Origin of the sequence: Novosphingobium arvoryzae (assembly GCF_014652615.1) — a bacterium.
Classification (GTDB): Bacteria; Pseudomonadota; Alphaproteobacteria; order Sphingomonadales; family Sphingomonadaceae; genus Novosphingobium; species Novosphingobium arvoryzae.
Genome location: NZ_BMZD01000006.1, coordinates 156296 through 172870, shown reverse-complemented (window position 1 = coordinate 172870; position 16575 = coordinate 156296). Strand labels below are relative to the sequence as shown.

Genomic DNA, 16575 nt, shown 5'->3' with positions numbered 1-16575 from the left:
TGTTATCTGCGCCTGACCATTTTCTTTCATGGAGAAGCGCCATAAGCTGCAATTCATGAAGCCAACCGACCCCCGCCTGCTCGATTATGTCGCCACTCCCGCGCTGCTGATTTCCGGTGGCCAGGTGCGCTTTGCCAATGCCGCCGCGCGCGATGTGCTGGGTGCGCATATCGTGGGGCAGGACCCCCGGATCGCGATCCGCGATCCCAAGGTCGTGGCGCTGATCGCCCAGCCTGGCGGCGGCAACGTGACGGTGGACGGGCTCTCGGTGCGGGGCAGCCGCTGGAACGTGGCCTGTCATGTGCTGGAGGACGGCGCGCGGTTGCTGGTGCTGGAAGACCTGTCGGTGCGGGTCAGCGTGGCCCGCGCCCACGCCGATTTCGTCGCCAACGCCAGCCATGAGCTGCGCACGCCGCTGGCCGCGATCCTGGGCTATGTCGAAACGCTGGATGACCCCAAGGCCGGGGCGGACGAGGCGACCCGCAAGCGGTTCCTGGGCATCATTCGCCACGAAGCGCGGCGGATGCAGGCCCTGATCGAGGACCTGATGTCGCTTTCCCGGATCGAGGCGGTCAAGCACGACGCGCCGACCGCGCCGGTCGAACTGGTTGCGCTGGCCCGCGAATGTGCGGGCGAGGTCGGCGAGCGGGCGAATGTGTCGGTCACCGCCAACACCGAAGCGGCGCAAGTCGCCGGGGATCGCGGGCAACTGGCACAAGTGCTGCGCAACCTGATCGACAACGCGATCAAGTATGGCAAGCCGGATGGCGAAGTGGCGGTGACGATCGAGGTTACGCCATCGGGCCGGGTTTCGCTGAGCGTGCGGGACGAGGGTGAAGGGATTGCCCCGGAACACCTGCCGCGCCTGACCGAGCGGTTCTATCGCGCCGATGCCAGCCGCAGCCGCGCGGCAGGGGGAACCGGGCTGGGGCTGGCGATCGTCAAGCACATCGTTGAGCGCCACCGGGGCCGATTCGATATTGCCAGTCGCCCCGGCGAAGGCACTGTCGCATCGCTGATTCTGCCGCTGATGCCCTGATCATCGCCCGATTTTCCGGCGCTGTGACGACTTGTCATTAAACTGTCATGCAACCTTCATATCCGGCCTCTCGACAGATGCAGACCAAGAGGTTGCCATGCGCTCGATTCGTACCGTTGCCGTCCTGACCCTTTCCTCGCTGGCGCTGGCCGCCTGCGGTTCCGGCGAATCCTCGTCCGGCGCGCGGGACTTTGTCCGCGTGGTGGGTTCCTCCACCCTCTATCCGTTTGCCACCGCCGTGGCGGAAAACGCGGCCAAGTCGGCCGGGATCAAGTCGCCCGTGGTCGAATCGACCGGTACCGGTGCGGGGATGAAGCTGTTCTGCGCCGGCCTTGGCGCGCAGCACCCCGATATCGAAAACGCCTCGCGCCGGATGAAGAAGTCCGAGTACGAGGATTGCGCCAAGAACGGCGTGAAGGACATCATCGAAATCCAGGTCGGGCTTGACGGGATCGCCTTCGCCGAAGGCACCAACGGCCCCGACATGAAGCTGACTCCGGTCGATGTGTACAAGGCGCTGGCCGCCAACCCGTTCGGCAAGCCCAACACCGCCAAGACCTGGGCCGATGTGAACCCGGCGCTGCCCGCTATTCCGATCATGGTCTATGGCCCGCCGTCGACCTCTGGCACGCGTGACGCGCTGGCCGAACTGATCCTGACCAAGGGCTGCGAAAGCGACCCGGCGATGAAGGCGCTGAAGGACACCGACAAGGATGCGCACAAGAAGGTCTGCACCGGCGTGCGTGAAGACGGTGCCTATGTCGTCCAGGGTGAGAACGATAACCTGATCGTCCAGAAGATTGCCGAAAACCCCAAGGCGATCGGCGTGTTCGGGTTCTCCTACCTGGAAGAAAACACCACGAAGCTGAAGGGCATCCCGATGTCGGGCGTGATGCCCACCTATGAATCGATCGTCGATTTCAGCTACCCGGGCGCCCGCCCGCTCTACATCTACGTCAAGGCCGGGCACCTCAAAGCGATCAAGGGCCTGAAGGAATACGTGGCCGAGTGGGCCAAGTCGTGGGGTCCCGATGGCGTGCTGAAGGCGAAGGGCATGGTGATCGCGCCGGAAGACGTGCGCACCAAGAATGCGGACGTCGCCGCGAAGCTCACGTTGATGGACCCGTCGGTTCTGAAGTAAGCCCTGCCAGCACTCTCTGGCGAAAGGCCGCCGCGTGATCTCGCAGTTTGTACTACTTGTCGTTCTGGGCCTTGGTGTGGCTGGCTGGTTTGCCGCCCGCGCCAAGGCTCAGGCGCTTTACACCGGACGGGGCTCGCTGGCCGCCGTCCCGTCCTATCATGGCTGGCACATGCTGCTGTGGATCGTGGTCCCGGCCGTGCTGGTCTGGGCTGTCTGGGGAGGGATCTCTCCGGGGCTGGTTCGCGGCGCGATCCTGGCCGATCCGGCCGCGGCGCAGCTGCCGGCCTTCGATATGGAGCGCGACGCGATCCTGGCCGAAGCCAGCCAGCTGGCCCGCAATCCCGATGCGGCGGCATTCAACCCGATGGCCCAGCAACTGGCCGAAGTGGTGCGCGGCATCGAAACCCGCTTTGCCATGATCGGCGCGGCGCTGGCGGCGCTGACGGCGTTTGCGGGCGGCGCGTTTGGCTATACGCGGGTCAAGGCGGGCTTCCCGGCGCGGACCCGCGTCGAACGGGCCACGCTGATGACCCTGCTGGTCGCATCGCTGATCGCGATCCTGACGACAGCGGGCATCGTCATTTCGCTGGTTTATGAAACCGGCCTGTTCTTCCGCCACGTTTCCCCCATCGATTTCCTGACCGGCACCCACTGGGCGCCGCGCACCGGGTTCGATGCGGAACTGGGCAAGGATTTCGGCGCGGTCCCGCTGTTCTGGGGCACGCTGTTCATCGGTGCGGTCATCGCGATGATCGTGGCGATCCCGCTGGGCCTGATGAGCGCGGTGTTCCTGACGCAATATGCCTCGGCGACCATGCGCAAGTGGCTGAAGCCCGCGCTGGAGATCCTGGCGGGTATCCCGACCGTGGTGTACGGTTATTTCGCCGCGCTGACGGTCGCTCCGCTGGTCCGCGATTTCGCCGCCGCGATGGGGGCCGAAAACCCGTCGACCGAAAGCGCGCTGGCCGCGGGCGTGGTGATGGGGGTGATGATCATCCCGTTCGTGTCCTCGATGGCGGATGACAGCATCGCGGCCGTGCCGCAGGCGATGCGCGATGGCAGCCTGGCGATGGGCGCGACCAAGTCCGAAACGATCAAGCGCGTGCTGCTGCCGGCCGCGCTGCCCGGCATCGTTGCGGGCGTGATGCTGGCGGTCAGCCGGGCGATCGGGGAAACCATGATCGTCGTGATGGCCGCCGGTGCCGCCGCGCGCCTGTCGGCCAATCCGTTTGACAGCATGACCACGGTGACGTTCCAGATCGTCCAGTTGCTGACCGGCGACCAGGAATTCGACAGTCCCAAGACCCTGTCGGCTTTCGCGCTGGGTCTGGTGCTGTTCGTGGTTACCCTGGCGCTCAACATCGTCGCCCTGCGCGTCGTGAAGAAGTATCGGGAAGCGTATGATTAATTCGTCCTGGCAAGCGCCCGAAATGCAGCGGCGGCTGGCCCGCCGCCATGCGGCAGAGCGCCGGTTCAAGGCGCTGGGCCTGGTCGCCATCGCCACCAGCCTGCTGTTCCTGGCGTTCCTGCTGTTCACCATGCTGCGGCAGGGGCTGGGCGGGATCGACTGGGCGTTCCTGACCGGATCGGATTCCACCGACGCGACCGTCGCCGGGGTCTGGGGGGCGGCAAAGGGCTCGATCCTGACGATGGGCGTCACGCTGGCGCTGTCGTTCCCGCTGGGGGTGCTGGCGGCCGTCTATCTGGAAGAGTTCGCGCCCAAGGGCCGGCGCTGGGTGGAATGGGTCGAAGTATCGATCAACAACCTTGCGGCCGTGCCTTCGATCATTTTCGGCCTACTGGGGCTGGCGGTGTTCATCAACGTCATGCACCTGCCGCGCTCCTCGCCGCTGGTGGGCGGCATGACGCTGGCGCTGATGACGATGCCGGTGATCGTGATTTCCGGGCGCAACGCGATCAAGGCGGTGCCGCCGTCGATCCGCGATGCCGCGCTGGCCGTCGGCGCCAGCCCGGTGCAGGCGGTGTTCCACCATGTCCTGCCGCTGGCGCTGCCCGGAATCCTGACCGGGACCATCATCGGCATGGCCCGCGCGCTGGGTGAAACCGCGCCGCTGCTGATGATCGGGATGCGCGCCTTTGTCGCCACCCCGCCGGGCGGGATCACCGATCCGGCCAGCGTCATGCCGATGCAGATCTTCCTGTGGTCGGACGAAATCGACCAGGCCTTTGTCCAGAACACCTCCGCCGCGATCATCGTGCTGCTGGTGCTGCTGATGGCGATGAACGGCCTGGCCATCTATCTGCGCAACAAGTTCGAGACCCGTTGGTAACCCCATGACAGAACAGAAACTCAAGATCGCGGCCCGCAACGTGAACGTGTTCTACGGCGCGAAGCAGGCCATCAACGATGTCTCGATCGACATCTCGACCGGCGTGGTGACGGCGTTCATCGGCCCGTCGGGCTGCGGCAAGTCGACGTTTCTGCGCACGCTCAACCGGATGAACGACACCATCGCGGGATGCCGCGTGGAAGGCCAGATCGCGCTGGACGGGCAGGACATCTACGCCAGCGGCATGGACGTGGTCGAACTGCGCGCGCGGGTGGGCATGGTGTTTCAAAAGCCCAACCCGTTCCCCAAGTCGATCTATGAAAACGTGGCCTATGGCCCGCGCATTCACGGGTTGGCCGGCAACAAGGCCGACATGGACGCGATTGTCGAAAAGTCGCTGCGCCGCGCCGGCCTGTGGGACGAGGTCAAGGACCGGCTGGCCGAATCCGGTACTGCCCTGTCCGGTGGCCAGCAGCAGCGCCTGTGCATTGCCCGCGCCATCGCGGTCAGCCCCGAAGTGATCCTGATGGACGAGCCGTGCTCTGCGCTGGACCCCATCGCCACCGCCCGGATCGAGGAGCTGATCGACGATCTGAAGGAACGCTACGCGATCGTGATCGTCACCCACTCGATGCAGCAGGCTGCGCGCGTGTCACAGCGCACCGCGTTCTTCCACCTCGGCACGGTCGTCGAATACGGCGTGACCGAGGACATCTTCACCAATCCGCGCGAAGAGCGCACCAAGGATTACATCACGGGCCGCTACGGCTGAGGAAACGATCATGGCCGAACATACCGTCAAGGCATTCGATAACGAAATCGCGCAGTTGCGCGGGCTGGTCGCCGAAATGGGCGGACTGGCCGAAGTCGCGATCCGCGACGCGGTGGAAGCGCTGGTGCAGCGCGATGAAGTGCTGGCCCAGACCGTGGTCCAGGCCGACGCCAAGCTGGACGCGCTGGAAGCAGAAGTGGACCGGCTGGCCGTGCGCGTGATCGCGCTGCGCGCGCCGATGGCGGACGACCTGCGCGACGTGATCGCCGCGCTCAAGATTTCCGGTGTGGTCGAGCGGATTGGCGACTATGCCAAGAACATCGCCAAGCGCGTCGGCCAGATCGAGCGGCTGAAGAAGTTCGAACCGCTGATCCTGGTCCCCGCCATGGCGGAAATCGCCCAGGGTATGGTCCGCGACGTGCTCAACGCCTATGGTTCGCGCGATGCGGAACTGGCGCTGGAAGTGATCGCGCGCGACGAAAAGCTCGACAACTTCTACGACAGCATCTTCCGCAACCTGGTGGCCCACATGATGGAAAACCCGGCGACGATTTCCAGCGCGGCGCAGCTGCTGTTCGTGGCGCGCAACCTGGAACGCATCGGCGACCATGCGACCAACGTGGCGGAAATGGTCTATTTCGCGGCGACCGGCATCTACCACGCCTCGCGCGAGTTGCCTGCCGGGGTCGAGAAGGCCGACTGATGGCCGCCTCGATCCTCATCGTCGAGGACGATGCGGCACTGTCCGAGTTGCTGGAATGGAACCTCAAGTCCGAAGGGTATGACGTGCGCGTCACGCCCGATGGCGAGGAAGCGCTGGTCATGGTCCGCGAGAGCGTGCCCGACGCGATCATCCTCGACTGGATGATCGAGAACCTGTCCGGGATCGAGGTCTGCCGCCAGCTGCGCCGCCACAAGGACAGCGCCCGCGTGCCGATCCTGATGCTGACCGCGCGTGGCGAGGAGGAAGACCGCATTCGCGGCCTGAAGACCGGCGCCGACGATTACGTGACCAAGCCGTTCTCCCCGCGTGAACTGCTCGCCCGGGTCGAGGCGCTGCTGCGCCGCAGCCGTCCCGCGCTGGAAGGCGACGTGCTGAAAGTGGCCGATCTGGAACTGGACCCGGTCGCCCACCGCGTACGCCGGGCGGGCGAGACGCTGAAGCTGGGGCCGACCGAGTTCCGCCTGCTGCGCCACTTCATGGAACGGCCGGGCCGGGTCCATTCCCGCCAGCAGCTGATCGACGCCGTCTGGGGCATGGACCGCGAGATCGACGAGCGCACCGTGGACGTCCACATCCGCCGCCTGCGCCAGGCGATCGACCGGCCGGACGAGGAAAGCCTGATCCGCACCGTGCGCGCCGCCGGCTATTCGATGGAACTGGCCTAAGTCCGCATTGAAAAGCGCGGGGATTGCGGCAAAGGCATCACGCTATGCGCTATGTCCTGATCCCCGTCGCCCTTCTCGCCCTGCCGGTTTCCGCCCACGCCGAAACGGCGGATGACCAGACCATCGTCGTTACCGGACAGGGGCTGGACCGCACTGCCGAAGACGGCATCTATGGCGTACAGGCGATCGCGCGTGACCGGATCGCTGGCGCGGCATCGGGGCGGCTGGAGGACGTGCTGGCGTCCGCTGCGGGGTTTCAGCAGTTTCGCCGCTCGGACAGCCGCTCGGCCAATCCGTCCGCGCAAGGGGTGACGTTCCGCGGGCTGGGCGGCAATGCCTCCAGCCGCACGCTGATCCTGCTCGACGGCGTGCCGCAGGCCGACCCGTTCTTTGGCTACATCCCGTTTTCCGGCATCGCGCCCGAACGCCTGTCGCGCGTGCTGGTGACGCGTGGGGGCGGATCTGGCGCATTCGGCGCGGGGGCGGTGGCCGGAACCATCGAAATGGTCAGCGCGGGCGCGGATGAACTGGACCTGCTGAACGCCAGCGTGCTGGTCAACGACCGGGGCGAAAGCGAGTTGTCCGCCACGCTCGCACCGGAACTGGGGCAGGGCTTTGCCGTGCTCAGCGGGCGCTGGGACCGGGGGCAGGGGTTCTGGACCACGCCCGTGGCCCAGCGCGTCGCGGCCAGCGCACGGGCGCGCTATGACAGCTGGTCGGCAGGGCTGCGCGCGGTCGCGCCGCTGACCGACACAGTGGAACTGCAGGTCCGGGGGCTGGCCTATGACGATCAGCGCACCTTGCGCTTTGCCGGGGCAGATACCGCCACGCGCGGGCAGGACGCCAGCGTGCGGCTGGTCGGCCGGGGCGCGTGGCAGTTCGATGCGCTGGCTTATGTGCAGGCGCGCGATTTCTCCAATATCGTGATCAGCTCCACCAGTTTCCGCAAGACGCTGCACCAGCGCCGCACCCCCGCCACCGGGATCGGCGGCAAGCTGGAACTGCGCCCACCGGTGGGCGGCGGGCATGAAGTGCGGCTGGGTGCGGACTGGCGCAGCATGACCGGGCGCACGCAGGAAGAGGCCTACAGCGGGGTTACCGGCCTCGTCACCGCGCGCCGCCGCGCAGGCGGGCGCAACACTGATCTGGGGCTCTATCTGGAGGACAGCTGGACGCTGGACGCGCTGACGCTGACCGGCGGCGTCCGGGCCGATCGCTGGACGATCCGCGATGGCAGCTTCACCGAGGCGAACGCTGCCGGGACGACCACCATCAACAACATCTTTGCAGACCGCGCGGGCTGGGACGTCAGCTGGCGTGGCGGCGCGCGGGTGCAGGCGGCAGCAGGCGTGGCGCTGCGGGCGGCGGCCTATACCAGTCTGCGCCAGCCGACCCTGAACGAACTCTACCGGCCCTTCGCCGTGTTCCCCGTCACCACGCGCGCCAATGCGGCCTTGCGGAATGAGGAATTGCTGGGGTTCGAGGCGGGCGTGGACCTCGCCCCGGTTGACGGCGTGACGCTGAACCTGACCGCGTTCGACAACAAGGTGAAGAACGCCATCGCCAACGTCACCATTGGCACCAACCTGCGCGAGCGCCGCAATGTCGATGCGGTGCATTCGCGCGGGGTGGAACTGGCGGCCTCGGCCAGGCTGGGGACGGTCCGGTTCGATGGCGCGCTGGCGCTGACCGATGCCGAAGTGCAGGCCAGCGGGGCCTCGCTGGCGCTGGATGGCAAGCGTCCCGCGCAAGTCGCCAAGCTGGCCGCCAGCGCAACGGTGGCGTGGATGCCGCGCGATGGCTGGCTGCTGTCGGCCACGCTGCGGCACATCGGTGCGCAGTATGAGGATGATCTGGAAACCGATCTCCAGCCGTCCGCGACCACGCTCGACGCGGTGATCCGCGTGCCGCTCAGCCCGCGCTTCACAGTGGTGCTGCGGGGTGAGAACCTGACCGACGAAACCATCGTCACCCGCAATCAGGGCGGCTCCATCGACCTGGGCACGCCCCGCACGGTCTGGGCCGGATTGAGCGTTTCCATCGGGCGTTGATTTGGCTTAGTGTTGCTGGCGCAACAGACGGCACCGGCCCGCTCCCCCGCTCCGGTGCCGCCTCAACGACAAAATGATGGAGACGCCGATGGCCACCCAGTTGAACGCGCATGCGCGCAACATCGAATGCAGCGAGGAAGAATGGCAGGCGCGGCAGGAACTGGCCGCGTGCTATCGCATCTTCGATCACCTTGGCTGGGCCGAGTCGATCTACAACCACATCTCGGTGCGCGTGCCGGGTGAGGATAACGCGTTCCTGATCAACCCGTTCGGCTTGCTCTATTCCGAAGTCTGCGCCTCGAACCTGGTCAAGATCGACATCGATGGCAACACGCTGGATGGCAGCCCCTATCCGGTGAACAAGGCCGGGTTCGTGCAGCACAGCTATTTCCATCGCCACGTGCCGTGGGCCCATGCCATCGTCCACACCCACACCACCGCGACGATGGCGGTGTGCAGCCTGGAAGGCGGGCTGCAACCGGTGAACTTTTATGCCTGCAACTTCATCGGCAAGCTGGCCTATCATGATTTCGAAGGCATCACCGTGCGCGCCGAGGAAGGGGAGCGGCTGCTCGCCAACCTGGGTGACAAGCGCATCCTGATGCTGAAGAACCACGGCCCTGTGATCCTGGGCCGCTCGATCCCGGAAATCTTCATCCAGCATTGGTCGCTGCAGCGCGCGTGCGAAATCCAGATGGCGACGCTGGCGATGGGCAAGCCCGTGCTGGTGCCGGACGAGGTCGTGGCCGTCCACCAGCGCGATCTGGCGCAGGGGCAGGTGCCGGGCAAGCTGCCGGGGCAGGGCGATTTCGAGGCGTGGACCCGCCGGATCGACAAGATCGACCGCAGCTGGCGCGACTGATTTCGCGCTAGATGACCCGCCTGACCGTCAATGACCGTCCGCTCGAATTTCGGATGGACCCGCAGACCCCGCTGCTGTGGGGCCTGCGCAGCGCCGCGAACCTGACCGGGACCAAGTATGGCTGCGGATCGGGCGATTGCGGCGCGTGCATGGTGCTGGTCGACGGCGCGGCGCTGCGCAGCTGCCTGATCACGCTGGGCGAAGCGGAAGGGCGGGTCGTCACCACGATTGAGGGGCTTTCGCCCGACCGGTCGCATCCGGTGCAGCAGGCGCTGGTGGCCGAACAGGCGATCCAGTGCGGGTTCTGCACCCCCGGCATCGCCATTTCGGCCGCCGCGCTGCTGGCGCGCAATGCCGATCCCACGCCGGAAGATATCGCCGCTGCCGTGCCGAACCTGTGCCGATGCGGGGTCTATCCCCGGCTGGTCCGCGCGATCCAGCGCGCCGGGCGCGTGATGCGGCGGCTGGAAACGATCAGCGCGGCCCCCGCTCCGGGCCTGACGCCCGAAGACGCCGCCCGCGCGGTTCCGGCGATGCGGGGGGAGTAGGGGCCAGCGCCCCTCAGTACTTCACCCGCAGCGTCAGTTTTGCATTGAGCGGTTCGCCGGCCGTGATGTTGTTATCGGTATGCGCGCTGGGGAAGTAGTCCGCGTCGGTCAGGTTCTCGACGTTCAGCTGCAGCGCGATCCGGTCCGACACGTCATAGAACACCCCGGCATCGAGGCGCGTGAAGGCGGGCATGCGCACCGCGCTGCTGATAGTGGAGAACTGGCTAGACTGGTGCAGCAGGCCCAGTCCGATCCCCAGCTTGTCCGTGAGCTGATAGCGGCCCCAGGCCGACAGCTGGTGGCGCGGCAGCTGCGCCAGACGGCGCCCGGCAGGGGCAGCGGTGGTGGTGGCGCGGATTTCGCCGTCCTGCAGGGCATAGCCGAGCGAGACTTGCAGCCCGTCGGTCAGCTGCCCGACCAGTGATGCCTCGATGCCCTTGGTCCGGCTCTTGCCCGTCTGCACCACGTTGCCGGTGACGGGATCGGTCGCGCGGGTGTTGGTGCGGTCCAGCTGATAGGCGGCCAGCGTAAAGGCCAGCGCGGTCGAAATATCCCACTTCACCCCGGCTTCCAGATTGCGGAACGATTCGGGGGCCAGCGCCTGGGTCGTGGCGTCCAGCACGGTGAACTGGTCGCCCGACTGCGGCAGGAAGCTCTTGGCATAGCTGGCATAGAGCGAGAGGTTGTCCTGCGGCTTGACGATCACGCCCAGCCGGGGGGACCACTTGCCGTCGCTGCGCTGTCCCTTGAACCCGTTGATCCGGTTGGTGGAGGTGATGCGGAAGTCGTCATAGCGAAGGCCGGCGACCAGCTTCAGGTGCTCACCGATGTCGATCTGGTCCTGCACATAGGCGGACAGCGCGCGAACATCGGATACGGACGAACTGGTGATCGGGCCAAACGTGATCCCGCTCGGCAAGGTGATCTGCTTGGCCAAAGCCACGGAGGTCACGGTCGCACCGCCAAATCTGGCATCGGCGCGGGTAGCGGCGGTGTCCTGGGTTGCGGCTTCAAAGCCCAGCAGCAAGGTGTGGCCAATTCCGCCGGTGTCGCCGGTCCAGACAAGATTGCCCTGCACGATCCCGTTTTCGCGCACCGTGGTGCTATTGTAACCGGTCAGCTCCACCGTATTGGCGGCGGTCACCGCCGCGCGCGGGAAGACGTTGCCATAATACTTGTCGTAATGGGCGTACTGGGCGTTGAAATTGGCGCTCAGGCTGTCGGAAAAGGCGTGGTCCAGCCGCATATGGGCGAGATGCGCGGTCACTTCGCTGCGGTTGAGATCGACGCTGCCGAAGAAGGTGGCGTCATAGCCGGTCAGCGGCTGGCCCGCGCGCGAGGGGACGCCGCGGTCGGTCAGGCGGTCATCCTCGGCGTATTCATAGGTCACGGTCAGCGTGGTGGCTTCGCCAAGCTGTGCGCCGATCGTGGGCGTCACGCCGATGAAGTGGCCACCATAGTTCTGCCGGTGGTTGTCGAATTCCTCATAGGCGGCGTTGATGCGGGTGCCGATGGTGTCGGACAGCGGCGCGCCGAGGTCCGCCGACAGCGTCCAGCCACCGAACGTGTCAACGCTGGCATTGGCGCCCACGCGGGTGCGGTCATATTCGGGGGCCTTGGATACGCGGTTGATCACCCCGCCGCCGCCACCCCGGCCAAAGATCAGCGCGTTGGCGCCCTTCAGCACTTCGACACGCTCGGCGTTGTAGAGCGGGCGGTAGTATTGCGCATCGTCACGCAGGCCATCGACGAAGAAATCCGCGGTGGAGCTTTGCCCGCGCAGGGTGATCTGGTCGCGGTGGCCTTCGCCCTGGCCCAGCACGACGCCGGGGACGAAGCGCAGCGCATCGCCCAGAGAATCGATGCCCTGATCGTTCAGCTGTTCGCGGCTGATCACGTTCATCGCCTGCGGCACATCGACCAGCGGGGTGCTGGTCTTGGTTGCGGTCGGGGTCTTTTCGGTGTCGTAGCCGTCGGGGCGGCCATAGACGATGATCGTCGGCGAATCCGCCGCATCGGCCGCCATTTCGGCCATCGCGGGGGCGGCCCAGCCCAGGGTTCCCAGCGCGCTGGTGCAGAGAAGGGCGAACTGGCGAAGGCGCGGGGTGTGGGTCATGGGATCCTTAATGCGAATGATTTGCAACAACGATGATGCCGCTAATGCGAATCGCTCTCATTGACAAGGATCAAATTTCCCGCTGACCGATTTTGTGCCAAAGGCGCGGCAGAACTGGCTGGCACGAAAGGAACGGCAACCATGCAGGCAACCATCTGGCACAACCCGGCGTGCGGCACTTCGCGCAAGACGCTGGCGATCCTGCAGGAGACGCCGGGGCTGGACGTGACAGTGATCGAGTACTTGCAGAACCCGCCCAGCGCGGACAAGCTGGCGCAGCTCTATCGCGATGCCGGGATCAACCCGCAGCAGGGCTTGCGCCTGCGCGGCACCGATGCGGAGGAGCGCGGCCTGCCGCAGGCCGATGACGCCACCGTGCTGGCGGCGATGGCGGCAGAGCCGAAGCTGATCGAACGTCCGCTGGTTGAGACGGACAAGGGCGTGCGCCTGTGCCGTCCGCAGGAAAAGGTCCACGAAATCCTGTAGGCGCGGATTTCAGCGCGCGCCGGTCAAGCCGTCATCAACGCTGAGCGAGCGCCAGCCGAGCACGATCACGGCCAGGCACAGCGCCTCGATCACGGCAAAGCCGATCCACTGCGAATGGCCATAAAGCCACACGCCGATGGCCGGCGCGAAGATATAGGCCGCGCCGTTGACCGAGGCCACGATCCCGGCGGACTGCCCCTGTTCCGCGCGGCTGACCGCCAGCGATGAGCCGGCGGTAAAGCCGGGGCGAAACAGCCCGAACCCCAGCGAAGCGAGCGCGAAGCAGACCATGATGGTGTGTTCGGCGTGGGCGAAGGCGAGCAGCCCCGTCCCGATCGCGGCCAGGGCAATACCCCACAGGCACGATGCGCGCGGCCCCAGCTTCAGCATCGGGATCAGCCCCCACTGCGCCAGCAGCGTCGCCAGCGCGCCCATCATCAGGATGCGCCCGGTCGGCCCCGCACCCAGCTCTGGCGTGGCGCGCAGGCCCAGCCGGTCGAGCACCAGAAAGCCGATGATCCCCATGACCGCCGCCTGGGCATGCCCGCCCAGCAATCCGGCGACCAGCCAGGGCCGCATCCGGCTGTCCTTCCACGACAGCTTGTCCGGCGGCGGCGCGGCGGCGTCGGCGATTTCGGCTTCGGTGTCATCATCATCGGACTGGCGGCTGGCGTTGGAATTGGCGCTGAACGGCGCGGCCATCACATCGCCGCGCCCGGCAAAGGCGGGGGTATCGTCGGGCAGGCGCAGCCGCAGTGCGATCAGCACGATCACCGCGATCAGGGTGAAGGCCAGGAATGGACTGACCAGCCCCAGCAGCGGCAGGATCAGCAGCGGAGCCAGCGCCGGGCCCAGCACCGTGCCAAGGCCGAAGCTGGACGAGATCAGCGAGAGCGCCTGCGTCCGCTCCGCCCGGCTGGTGCGGCTGGCGACATAAGCCTGCACCGCAGGCGGCGCAGCCGATCCGAACAGGCCATAAAGCGAACGGCACAACGCGAACAGCAGCAGGGTGCCCAGCGCGCCAAGGTAGCCATGCAATCCCAGATAAAGCGCCAGCCCGCACAGCCCGAAGCTGGAGATGAAGCCCATCAGCCCGATGGCCATCATCGCCTTGCGCCCGCGCTGGTCGGACTTGCGCGCCCACCACGGTGCGCAGATCATCCAGAGCAGCGCCGACCAAGTGTAGGCCAGGCTGATCCAGAAATCCTCCACCTTCAGGGCGGTGCCGATGGCGGGCATGACCGATTGCATCGCGGTGTTGCCCGCGGCCGTCACCAGCATCACCATGAACAACAGCACCAGCCGCCCGCGCGGCAGGGTCGCGGTGGTCGGCTGGTTGGGCGGGGCGTCCGGTTGCAGGTTGCTACTGGTCATCGTTGCTGTGGCTAGTCCGGTCCGATGCGCCTTGCAATGGCTGGTCAAATTTGCAAACGACCGGGCTGACAGTTTCCATTACGGGACCAGCGATCCAGCATGACCACGACCGAGCTTGCCCAAGAGGCCTGGCCACAGCGGTTTGCGCGCCGAATCAAGCGGATGGCCGGCCCCTGGGGGGTCTTCCTGGAAGGCTTTCTGAAGGAGCCGGTGATGGTCGGATCGATCATCCCGTCATCCCGTTTCACCATTGCCAAGATGCTGGCCCCGGTGAAGTGGAACGAGTGCAAGCTGTTCGTTGAATACGGTCCCGGCGTCGGCACATTCTGTCGCCCGGTGCTGGAACGCCTGCCGCGCGACGGGCAGTTGATCGTGATCGATACGAACCCGCTCTATATCGACTATCTGAAGGCGACGATCACCGATAGCCGCTTCATCCCGGTGCTGGGGTCGGCGGCCGATGTCGAGGAAATCATCCGCGCCCACGGGCACGACCATGCCGATTACGTGCTGTCGGGCCTGCCGTTTTCCACGCTGCCGGACGGCGTGGGTGAAGCGATCGCGGCGGCGACCCACAAGGTGCTGCGGCCGGGCGGCGCGTTTCTGGTCTATCAGTTCACGGCTGCCGCGCGCGATTACATGGCGCGGCATTTTACCCACATCGATGCCGGCTTCGAACCGCTCAATGTGCTGCCGTGCAAGCTCTACTGGGGCTGGAAGGACTGAACCGGGGCGGCCACCGGCCACCCCGGACTGCCGGGCAGGTCAGGCAAAGGTCTCTTCCACCGCGCTGACCGAAGTGTCGGCCAGCTGGCGATGGATCGCGGCGACCAGCGCCAGGAAATAAAGCCCCACGGTCAGGCCATAGACCAGCATCAGCACGCCAAAGCCGACCATGTTGCCCAGCGACGGGGCCGCGCCGGGGTTGAACGAACCCAGCGTCAGCGCGCTCAGCACCATGAACAGCACCCCCATGACCACCAGGACCAGCAGGTATACCAGCACCAGCCGCAGCACGTTGCCGCCGGTCATCCGCCAGGCATTGCCGATGGCGGTGATGGGGTTGCGGACATCGTCGATGGCCACCACCGGCAGGATCATCGACAGGCGCACGAAGACATAGATGAAACCCGCCAGCATGAGCAGCGCCAGCACAAAGCTCAGCCCCGCCGATTCGGTTCCGGCCACGATCCCGGCCATGCCCAGGCTGGCCACCAGCGCCAGCGCGAGCAGGGCAATGAGCAGCAGGATCGCCACCCCGAACAGGGTCGGCACGCACTTGATCCCGGCGCTGATTGCCCCGCCGATCGAGGCTTCGTGCCGGTCGGAACAGAGCCGGCAAGAGGCCGCCTGCTGGGCAAAGCTGACCGCGTAGATCACGATGTAGAGCAGGAATATCCCGCCGCCGAACTGTGCGAACAGGGCGTCGGGCGTTTGCGCCGTGCCCTCCTGCGCGCTGCCGAGCATGGCGGGCAACATGCTGGCCAGCACTCCGCCGCTGAGCGCGAAGATCGCGACATAGCCGATGATCGTCACCGCGATCAGCGGGCCAATCCGGGCCAGCATGATCTGTAGAGCCTCCGACAAGGCCCGGCTGCCACTGAAGCGCATATCGTTTCCCCCCCGTTTTGCCCCCGCTGCGCTATTCGAAGCGGGCTGCCGTTGCGTCTGCCGATGGCCCCGCCAGCTGGCGATGCGTCGCGGCGACCACCGCCACGAAATAGACAGCCATCACCGCTTCGCCCGCGCTGGATACCAGCGCGGTCAGCGCCGTGGCGGTTTCCCCGCCGATCACCACTTCAAACAGCATTCCCAGCAAGGCTGAAATCACCCCCACGACGATCACGAAGGCGACCACCAGCAGCAGGAAGAACAGCGCGATCCGCCCGGCGTTGCCCCGGGTCAAGGCGAAGCTGCGGCGCAGGGCGGCCACCGGATTGCGGATCCCGTCCACCACCACGGCCGGGCTGACCAGCGCCGAGCGGATATAGGCCCACAGCATTACTGCCCCGGCCAGCACGATCACCAGCGCGACGGCGGCGGGAATGCCCGTGGCCCCGGCGGCGACCAGCGGAATCAGCGCGACCAGACCCAGTCCCATGCCCAGCAGCAATTGTGCTGCGATGACGGGGACCAATCCGTTCAGGCCCTGTGCCAGCGCCTGCCCCACAGTCGGGCGGCTACGATCGGTGAACAGGGTCAGCATCGCCAGGGTGCCCACCATCTGCACGGCGGCGATGGCCAGCAGGACCGGCCAGGCCTGGCGATAGAACGCCCCCATCAGTTCGAACAGTTGTTCCGGCGCGGCGCCGGCGGGCGGTTCCGGCTGGGGATAGAGCAGTGCAAAGGCAAAGCTGGGCAGGACGAAGAACACCCCCGCCAGCGCCAGCAGGACATCGCGATTGGCCGAAACGGCGCTGGCCGCGTCCTTCCATGCCAGATTGCTGTCAAACCGCATTGCGCACCTCTTCCCGTTGAAGTCACTTGATAACCACAGCAATTGCCG

General features: G+C 66.3%; 16 protein-coding genes. 12 read left to right on the top strand and 4 right to left on the bottom strand.

Annotation, left to right across the window (positions count from 1 at the left end):
• Nucleotides 1-28 precede the first annotated feature (28 nt).
• The 10 genes from IE113_RS12995 (at nucleotide 29) to IE113_RS12950 (ending at nucleotide 10093) form a co-directional block, all read left to right on the top strand.
• Nucleotides 29-1039, top strand: coding sequence for a sensor histidine kinase (locus IE113_RS12995; protein ID WP_229822404.1), 1011 nt, complete (start codon nucleotides 29-31; stop codon nucleotides 1037-1039).
• Nucleotides 1040-1136: 97 nt separating this feature from the next.
• Nucleotides 1137-2180 (top strand): substrate-binding domain-containing protein, encoded by a 1044-nt coding sequence (locus IE113_RS12990; RefSeq protein ID WP_189542182.1) that lies wholly within the window; start codon nucleotides 1137-1139, stop codon nucleotides 2178-2180.
• A gap of 34 nt (nucleotides 2181-2214) precedes the next feature.
• Nucleotides 2215-3588, top strand: a complete 1374-nt coding sequence (gene pstC / locus IE113_RS12985; protein WP_189542180.1) for a phosphate ABC transporter permease subunit PstC — start codon at nucleotides 2215-2217, stop codon at nucleotides 3586-3588.
• Nucleotides 3581-4471 carry a phosphate ABC transporter permease PstA gene (gene pstA, locus IE113_RS12980; protein WP_189542179.1) on the top strand — a complete coding sequence of 297 codons (891 nt, stop codon included), beginning with the start codon at nucleotides 3581-3583 and terminating at the stop codon, nucleotides 4469-4471. The genes pstC and pstA overlap by 8 nt, the downstream gene beginning before the upstream one ends.
• Before the next feature lie 4 nt (nucleotides 4472-4475).
• Nucleotides 4476-5243: a phosphate ABC transporter ATP-binding protein PstB gene (gene pstB / locus IE113_RS12975; RefSeq protein WP_189542177.1), complete on the top strand. Its 768-nt coding sequence runs from the start codon at nucleotides 4476-4478 to the stop codon at nucleotides 5241-5243.
• 10 nt (nucleotides 5244-5253) lie between these two features.
• Nucleotides 5254-5946 carry a phosphate signaling complex protein PhoU gene (gene phoU, locus IE113_RS12970; RefSeq protein WP_189542175.1) on the top strand — a complete coding sequence of 231 codons (693 nt, stop codon included), beginning with the start codon at nucleotides 5254-5256 and terminating at the stop codon, nucleotides 5944-5946.
• A complete protein-coding gene (gene phoB / locus IE113_RS12965) occupies nucleotides 5943-6632 on the top strand; it encodes a phosphate regulon transcriptional regulator PhoB (RefSeq protein WP_373297875.1) in 690 nt (229 codons plus the stop codon). The genes phoU and phoB overlap by 4 nt, the downstream gene beginning before the upstream one ends.
• A gap of 44 nt (nucleotides 6633-6676) precedes the next feature.
• On the top strand, nucleotides 6677-8683 hold the full coding sequence (locus tag IE113_RS12960) for a TonB-dependent receptor (RefSeq protein WP_189542171.1): 2007 nt from the start codon (nucleotides 6677-6679) through the stop codon (nucleotides 8681-8683).
• 88 nt (nucleotides 8684-8771) lie between these two features.
• The gene (locus IE113_RS12955; RefSeq protein ID WP_189542169.1) at nucleotides 8772-9545 is read left to right on the top strand and encodes a class II aldolase/adducin family protein; all 774 of its coding nucleotides are present in this window, start codon (nucleotides 8772-8774) and stop codon (nucleotides 9543-9545) included.
• A gap of 11 nt (nucleotides 9546-9556) precedes the next feature.
• Nucleotides 9557-10093, top strand: a complete 537-nt coding sequence (locus tag IE113_RS12950) for a (2Fe-2S)-binding protein (RefSeq protein ID WP_189542167.1) — start codon at nucleotides 9557-9559, stop codon at nucleotides 10091-10093.
• A gap of 13 nt (nucleotides 10094-10106) precedes the next feature.
• On the opposite strand, the gene IE113_RS12945 is transcribed toward IE113_RS12950, so the two are convergent.
• Nucleotides 10107-12209 carry a TonB-dependent receptor gene (locus tag IE113_RS12945; RefSeq protein ID WP_189542165.1) on the bottom strand — a complete coding sequence of 701 codons (2103 nt, stop codon included), beginning with the start codon at nucleotides 12207-12209 and terminating at the stop codon, nucleotides 10107-10109.
• Between the two features lie 141 nt (nucleotides 12210-12350).
• Between IE113_RS12945 and IE113_RS12940 the strand changes: the two genes are divergently transcribed.
• A complete protein-coding gene (locus IE113_RS12940) occupies nucleotides 12351-12695 on the top strand; it encodes an arsenate reductase family protein (protein ID WP_189542163.1) in 345 nt (114 codons plus the stop codon).
• Between the two features lie 9 nt (nucleotides 12696-12704).
• Here the strand turns inward: IE113_RS12940 and IE113_RS12935 are convergent, their stop codons facing one another.
• The gene (locus IE113_RS12935; protein WP_189542160.1) at nucleotides 12705-14069 is read right to left on the bottom strand and encodes an MFS transporter; all 1365 of its coding nucleotides are present in this window, start codon (nucleotides 14067-14069) and stop codon (nucleotides 12705-12707) included.
• Nucleotides 14070-14168: 99 nt separating this feature from the next.
• On the opposite strand from IE113_RS12935, the gene IE113_RS12930 reads away from it, so the two are divergent.
• Nucleotides 14169-14795 (top strand): class I SAM-dependent methyltransferase, encoded by a 627-nt coding sequence (locus tag IE113_RS12930; RefSeq protein WP_189542158.1) that lies wholly within the window; start codon nucleotides 14169-14171, stop codon nucleotides 14793-14795.
• Nucleotides 14796-14834: 39 nt separating this feature from the next.
• On the opposite strand, the gene IE113_RS12925 is transcribed toward IE113_RS12930, so the two are convergent.
• Together IE113_RS12925 and IE113_RS12920 are read right to left on the bottom strand one after the other, a co-directional pair.
• Complete coding sequence (locus IE113_RS12925) at nucleotides 14835-15680, bottom strand: hypothetical protein (protein ID WP_189542156.1); 846 nt, start codon at nucleotides 15678-15680, stop codon at nucleotides 14835-14837.
• Nucleotides 15681-15711: 31 nt separating this feature from the next.
• Nucleotides 15712-16527, bottom strand: a complete 816-nt coding sequence (locus tag IE113_RS12920; RefSeq protein WP_189542154.1) for a DUF7847 domain-containing protein — start codon at nucleotides 16525-16527, stop codon at nucleotides 15712-15714.
• Nucleotides 16528-16575 lie beyond the last annotated feature (48 nt).

Excerpts from the sequence above, each read along its gene's own strand:
- IE113_RS12995 (WP_229822404.1), top strand. The coding sequence starts at position 29 with ATGGAGAAGCGCCATAAGCTGCAATTCATGAAGCCAACCGACCCCCGC.
- IE113_RS12990 (WP_189542182.1), top strand. The coding sequence starts at position 1,137 with ATGCGCTCGATTCGTACCGTTGCCGTCCTGACCCTTTCCTCGCTGGCG.
- pstA (WP_189542179.1), top strand. The coding sequence starts at position 3,581 with ATGATTAATTCGTCCTGGCAAGCGCCCGAAATGCAGCGGCGGCTGGCC.
- pstB (WP_189542177.1), top strand. The coding sequence starts at position 4,476 with ATGACAGAACAGAAACTCAAGATCGCGGCCCGCAACGTGAACGTGTTC.
- phoU (WP_189542175.1), top strand. The coding sequence starts at position 5,254 with ATGGCCGAACATACCGTCAAGGCATTCGATAACGAAATCGCGCAGTTG.
- IE113_RS12960 (WP_189542171.1), top strand. The coding sequence starts at position 6,677 with ATGCGCTATGTCCTGATCCCCGTCGCCCTTCTCGCCCTGCCGGTTTCC.
- IE113_RS12955 (WP_189542169.1), top strand. The coding sequence starts at position 8,772 with ATGGCCACCCAGTTGAACGCGCATGCGCGCAACATCGAATGCAGCGAG.
- IE113_RS12950 (WP_189542167.1), top strand. The coding sequence starts at position 9,557 with ATGACCCGCCTGACCGTCAATGACCGTCCGCTCGAATTTCGGATGGAC.
- IE113_RS12945 (WP_189542165.1), bottom strand. The coding sequence starts at position 12,209 with ATGACCCACACCCCGCGCCTTCGCCAGTTCGCCCTTCTCTGCACCAGC.
- IE113_RS12940 (WP_189542163.1), top strand. The coding sequence starts at position 12,351 with ATGCAGGCAACCATCTGGCACAACCCGGCGTGCGGCACTTCGCGCAAG.
- IE113_RS12935 (WP_189542160.1), bottom strand. The coding sequence starts at position 14,069 with ATGACCAGTAGCAACCTGCAACCGGACGCCCCGCCCAACCAGCCGACC.
- IE113_RS12930 (WP_189542158.1), top strand. The coding sequence starts at position 14,169 with ATGACCACGACCGAGCTTGCCCAAGAGGCCTGGCCACAGCGGTTTGCG.
- IE113_RS12925 (WP_189542156.1), bottom strand. The coding sequence starts at position 15,680 with ATGCGCTTCAGTGGCAGCCGGGCCTTGTCGGAGGCTCTACAGATCATG.
- IE113_RS12920 (WP_189542154.1), bottom strand. The coding sequence starts at position 16,527 with ATGCGGTTTGACAGCAATCTGGCATGGAAGGACGCGGCCAGCGCCGTT.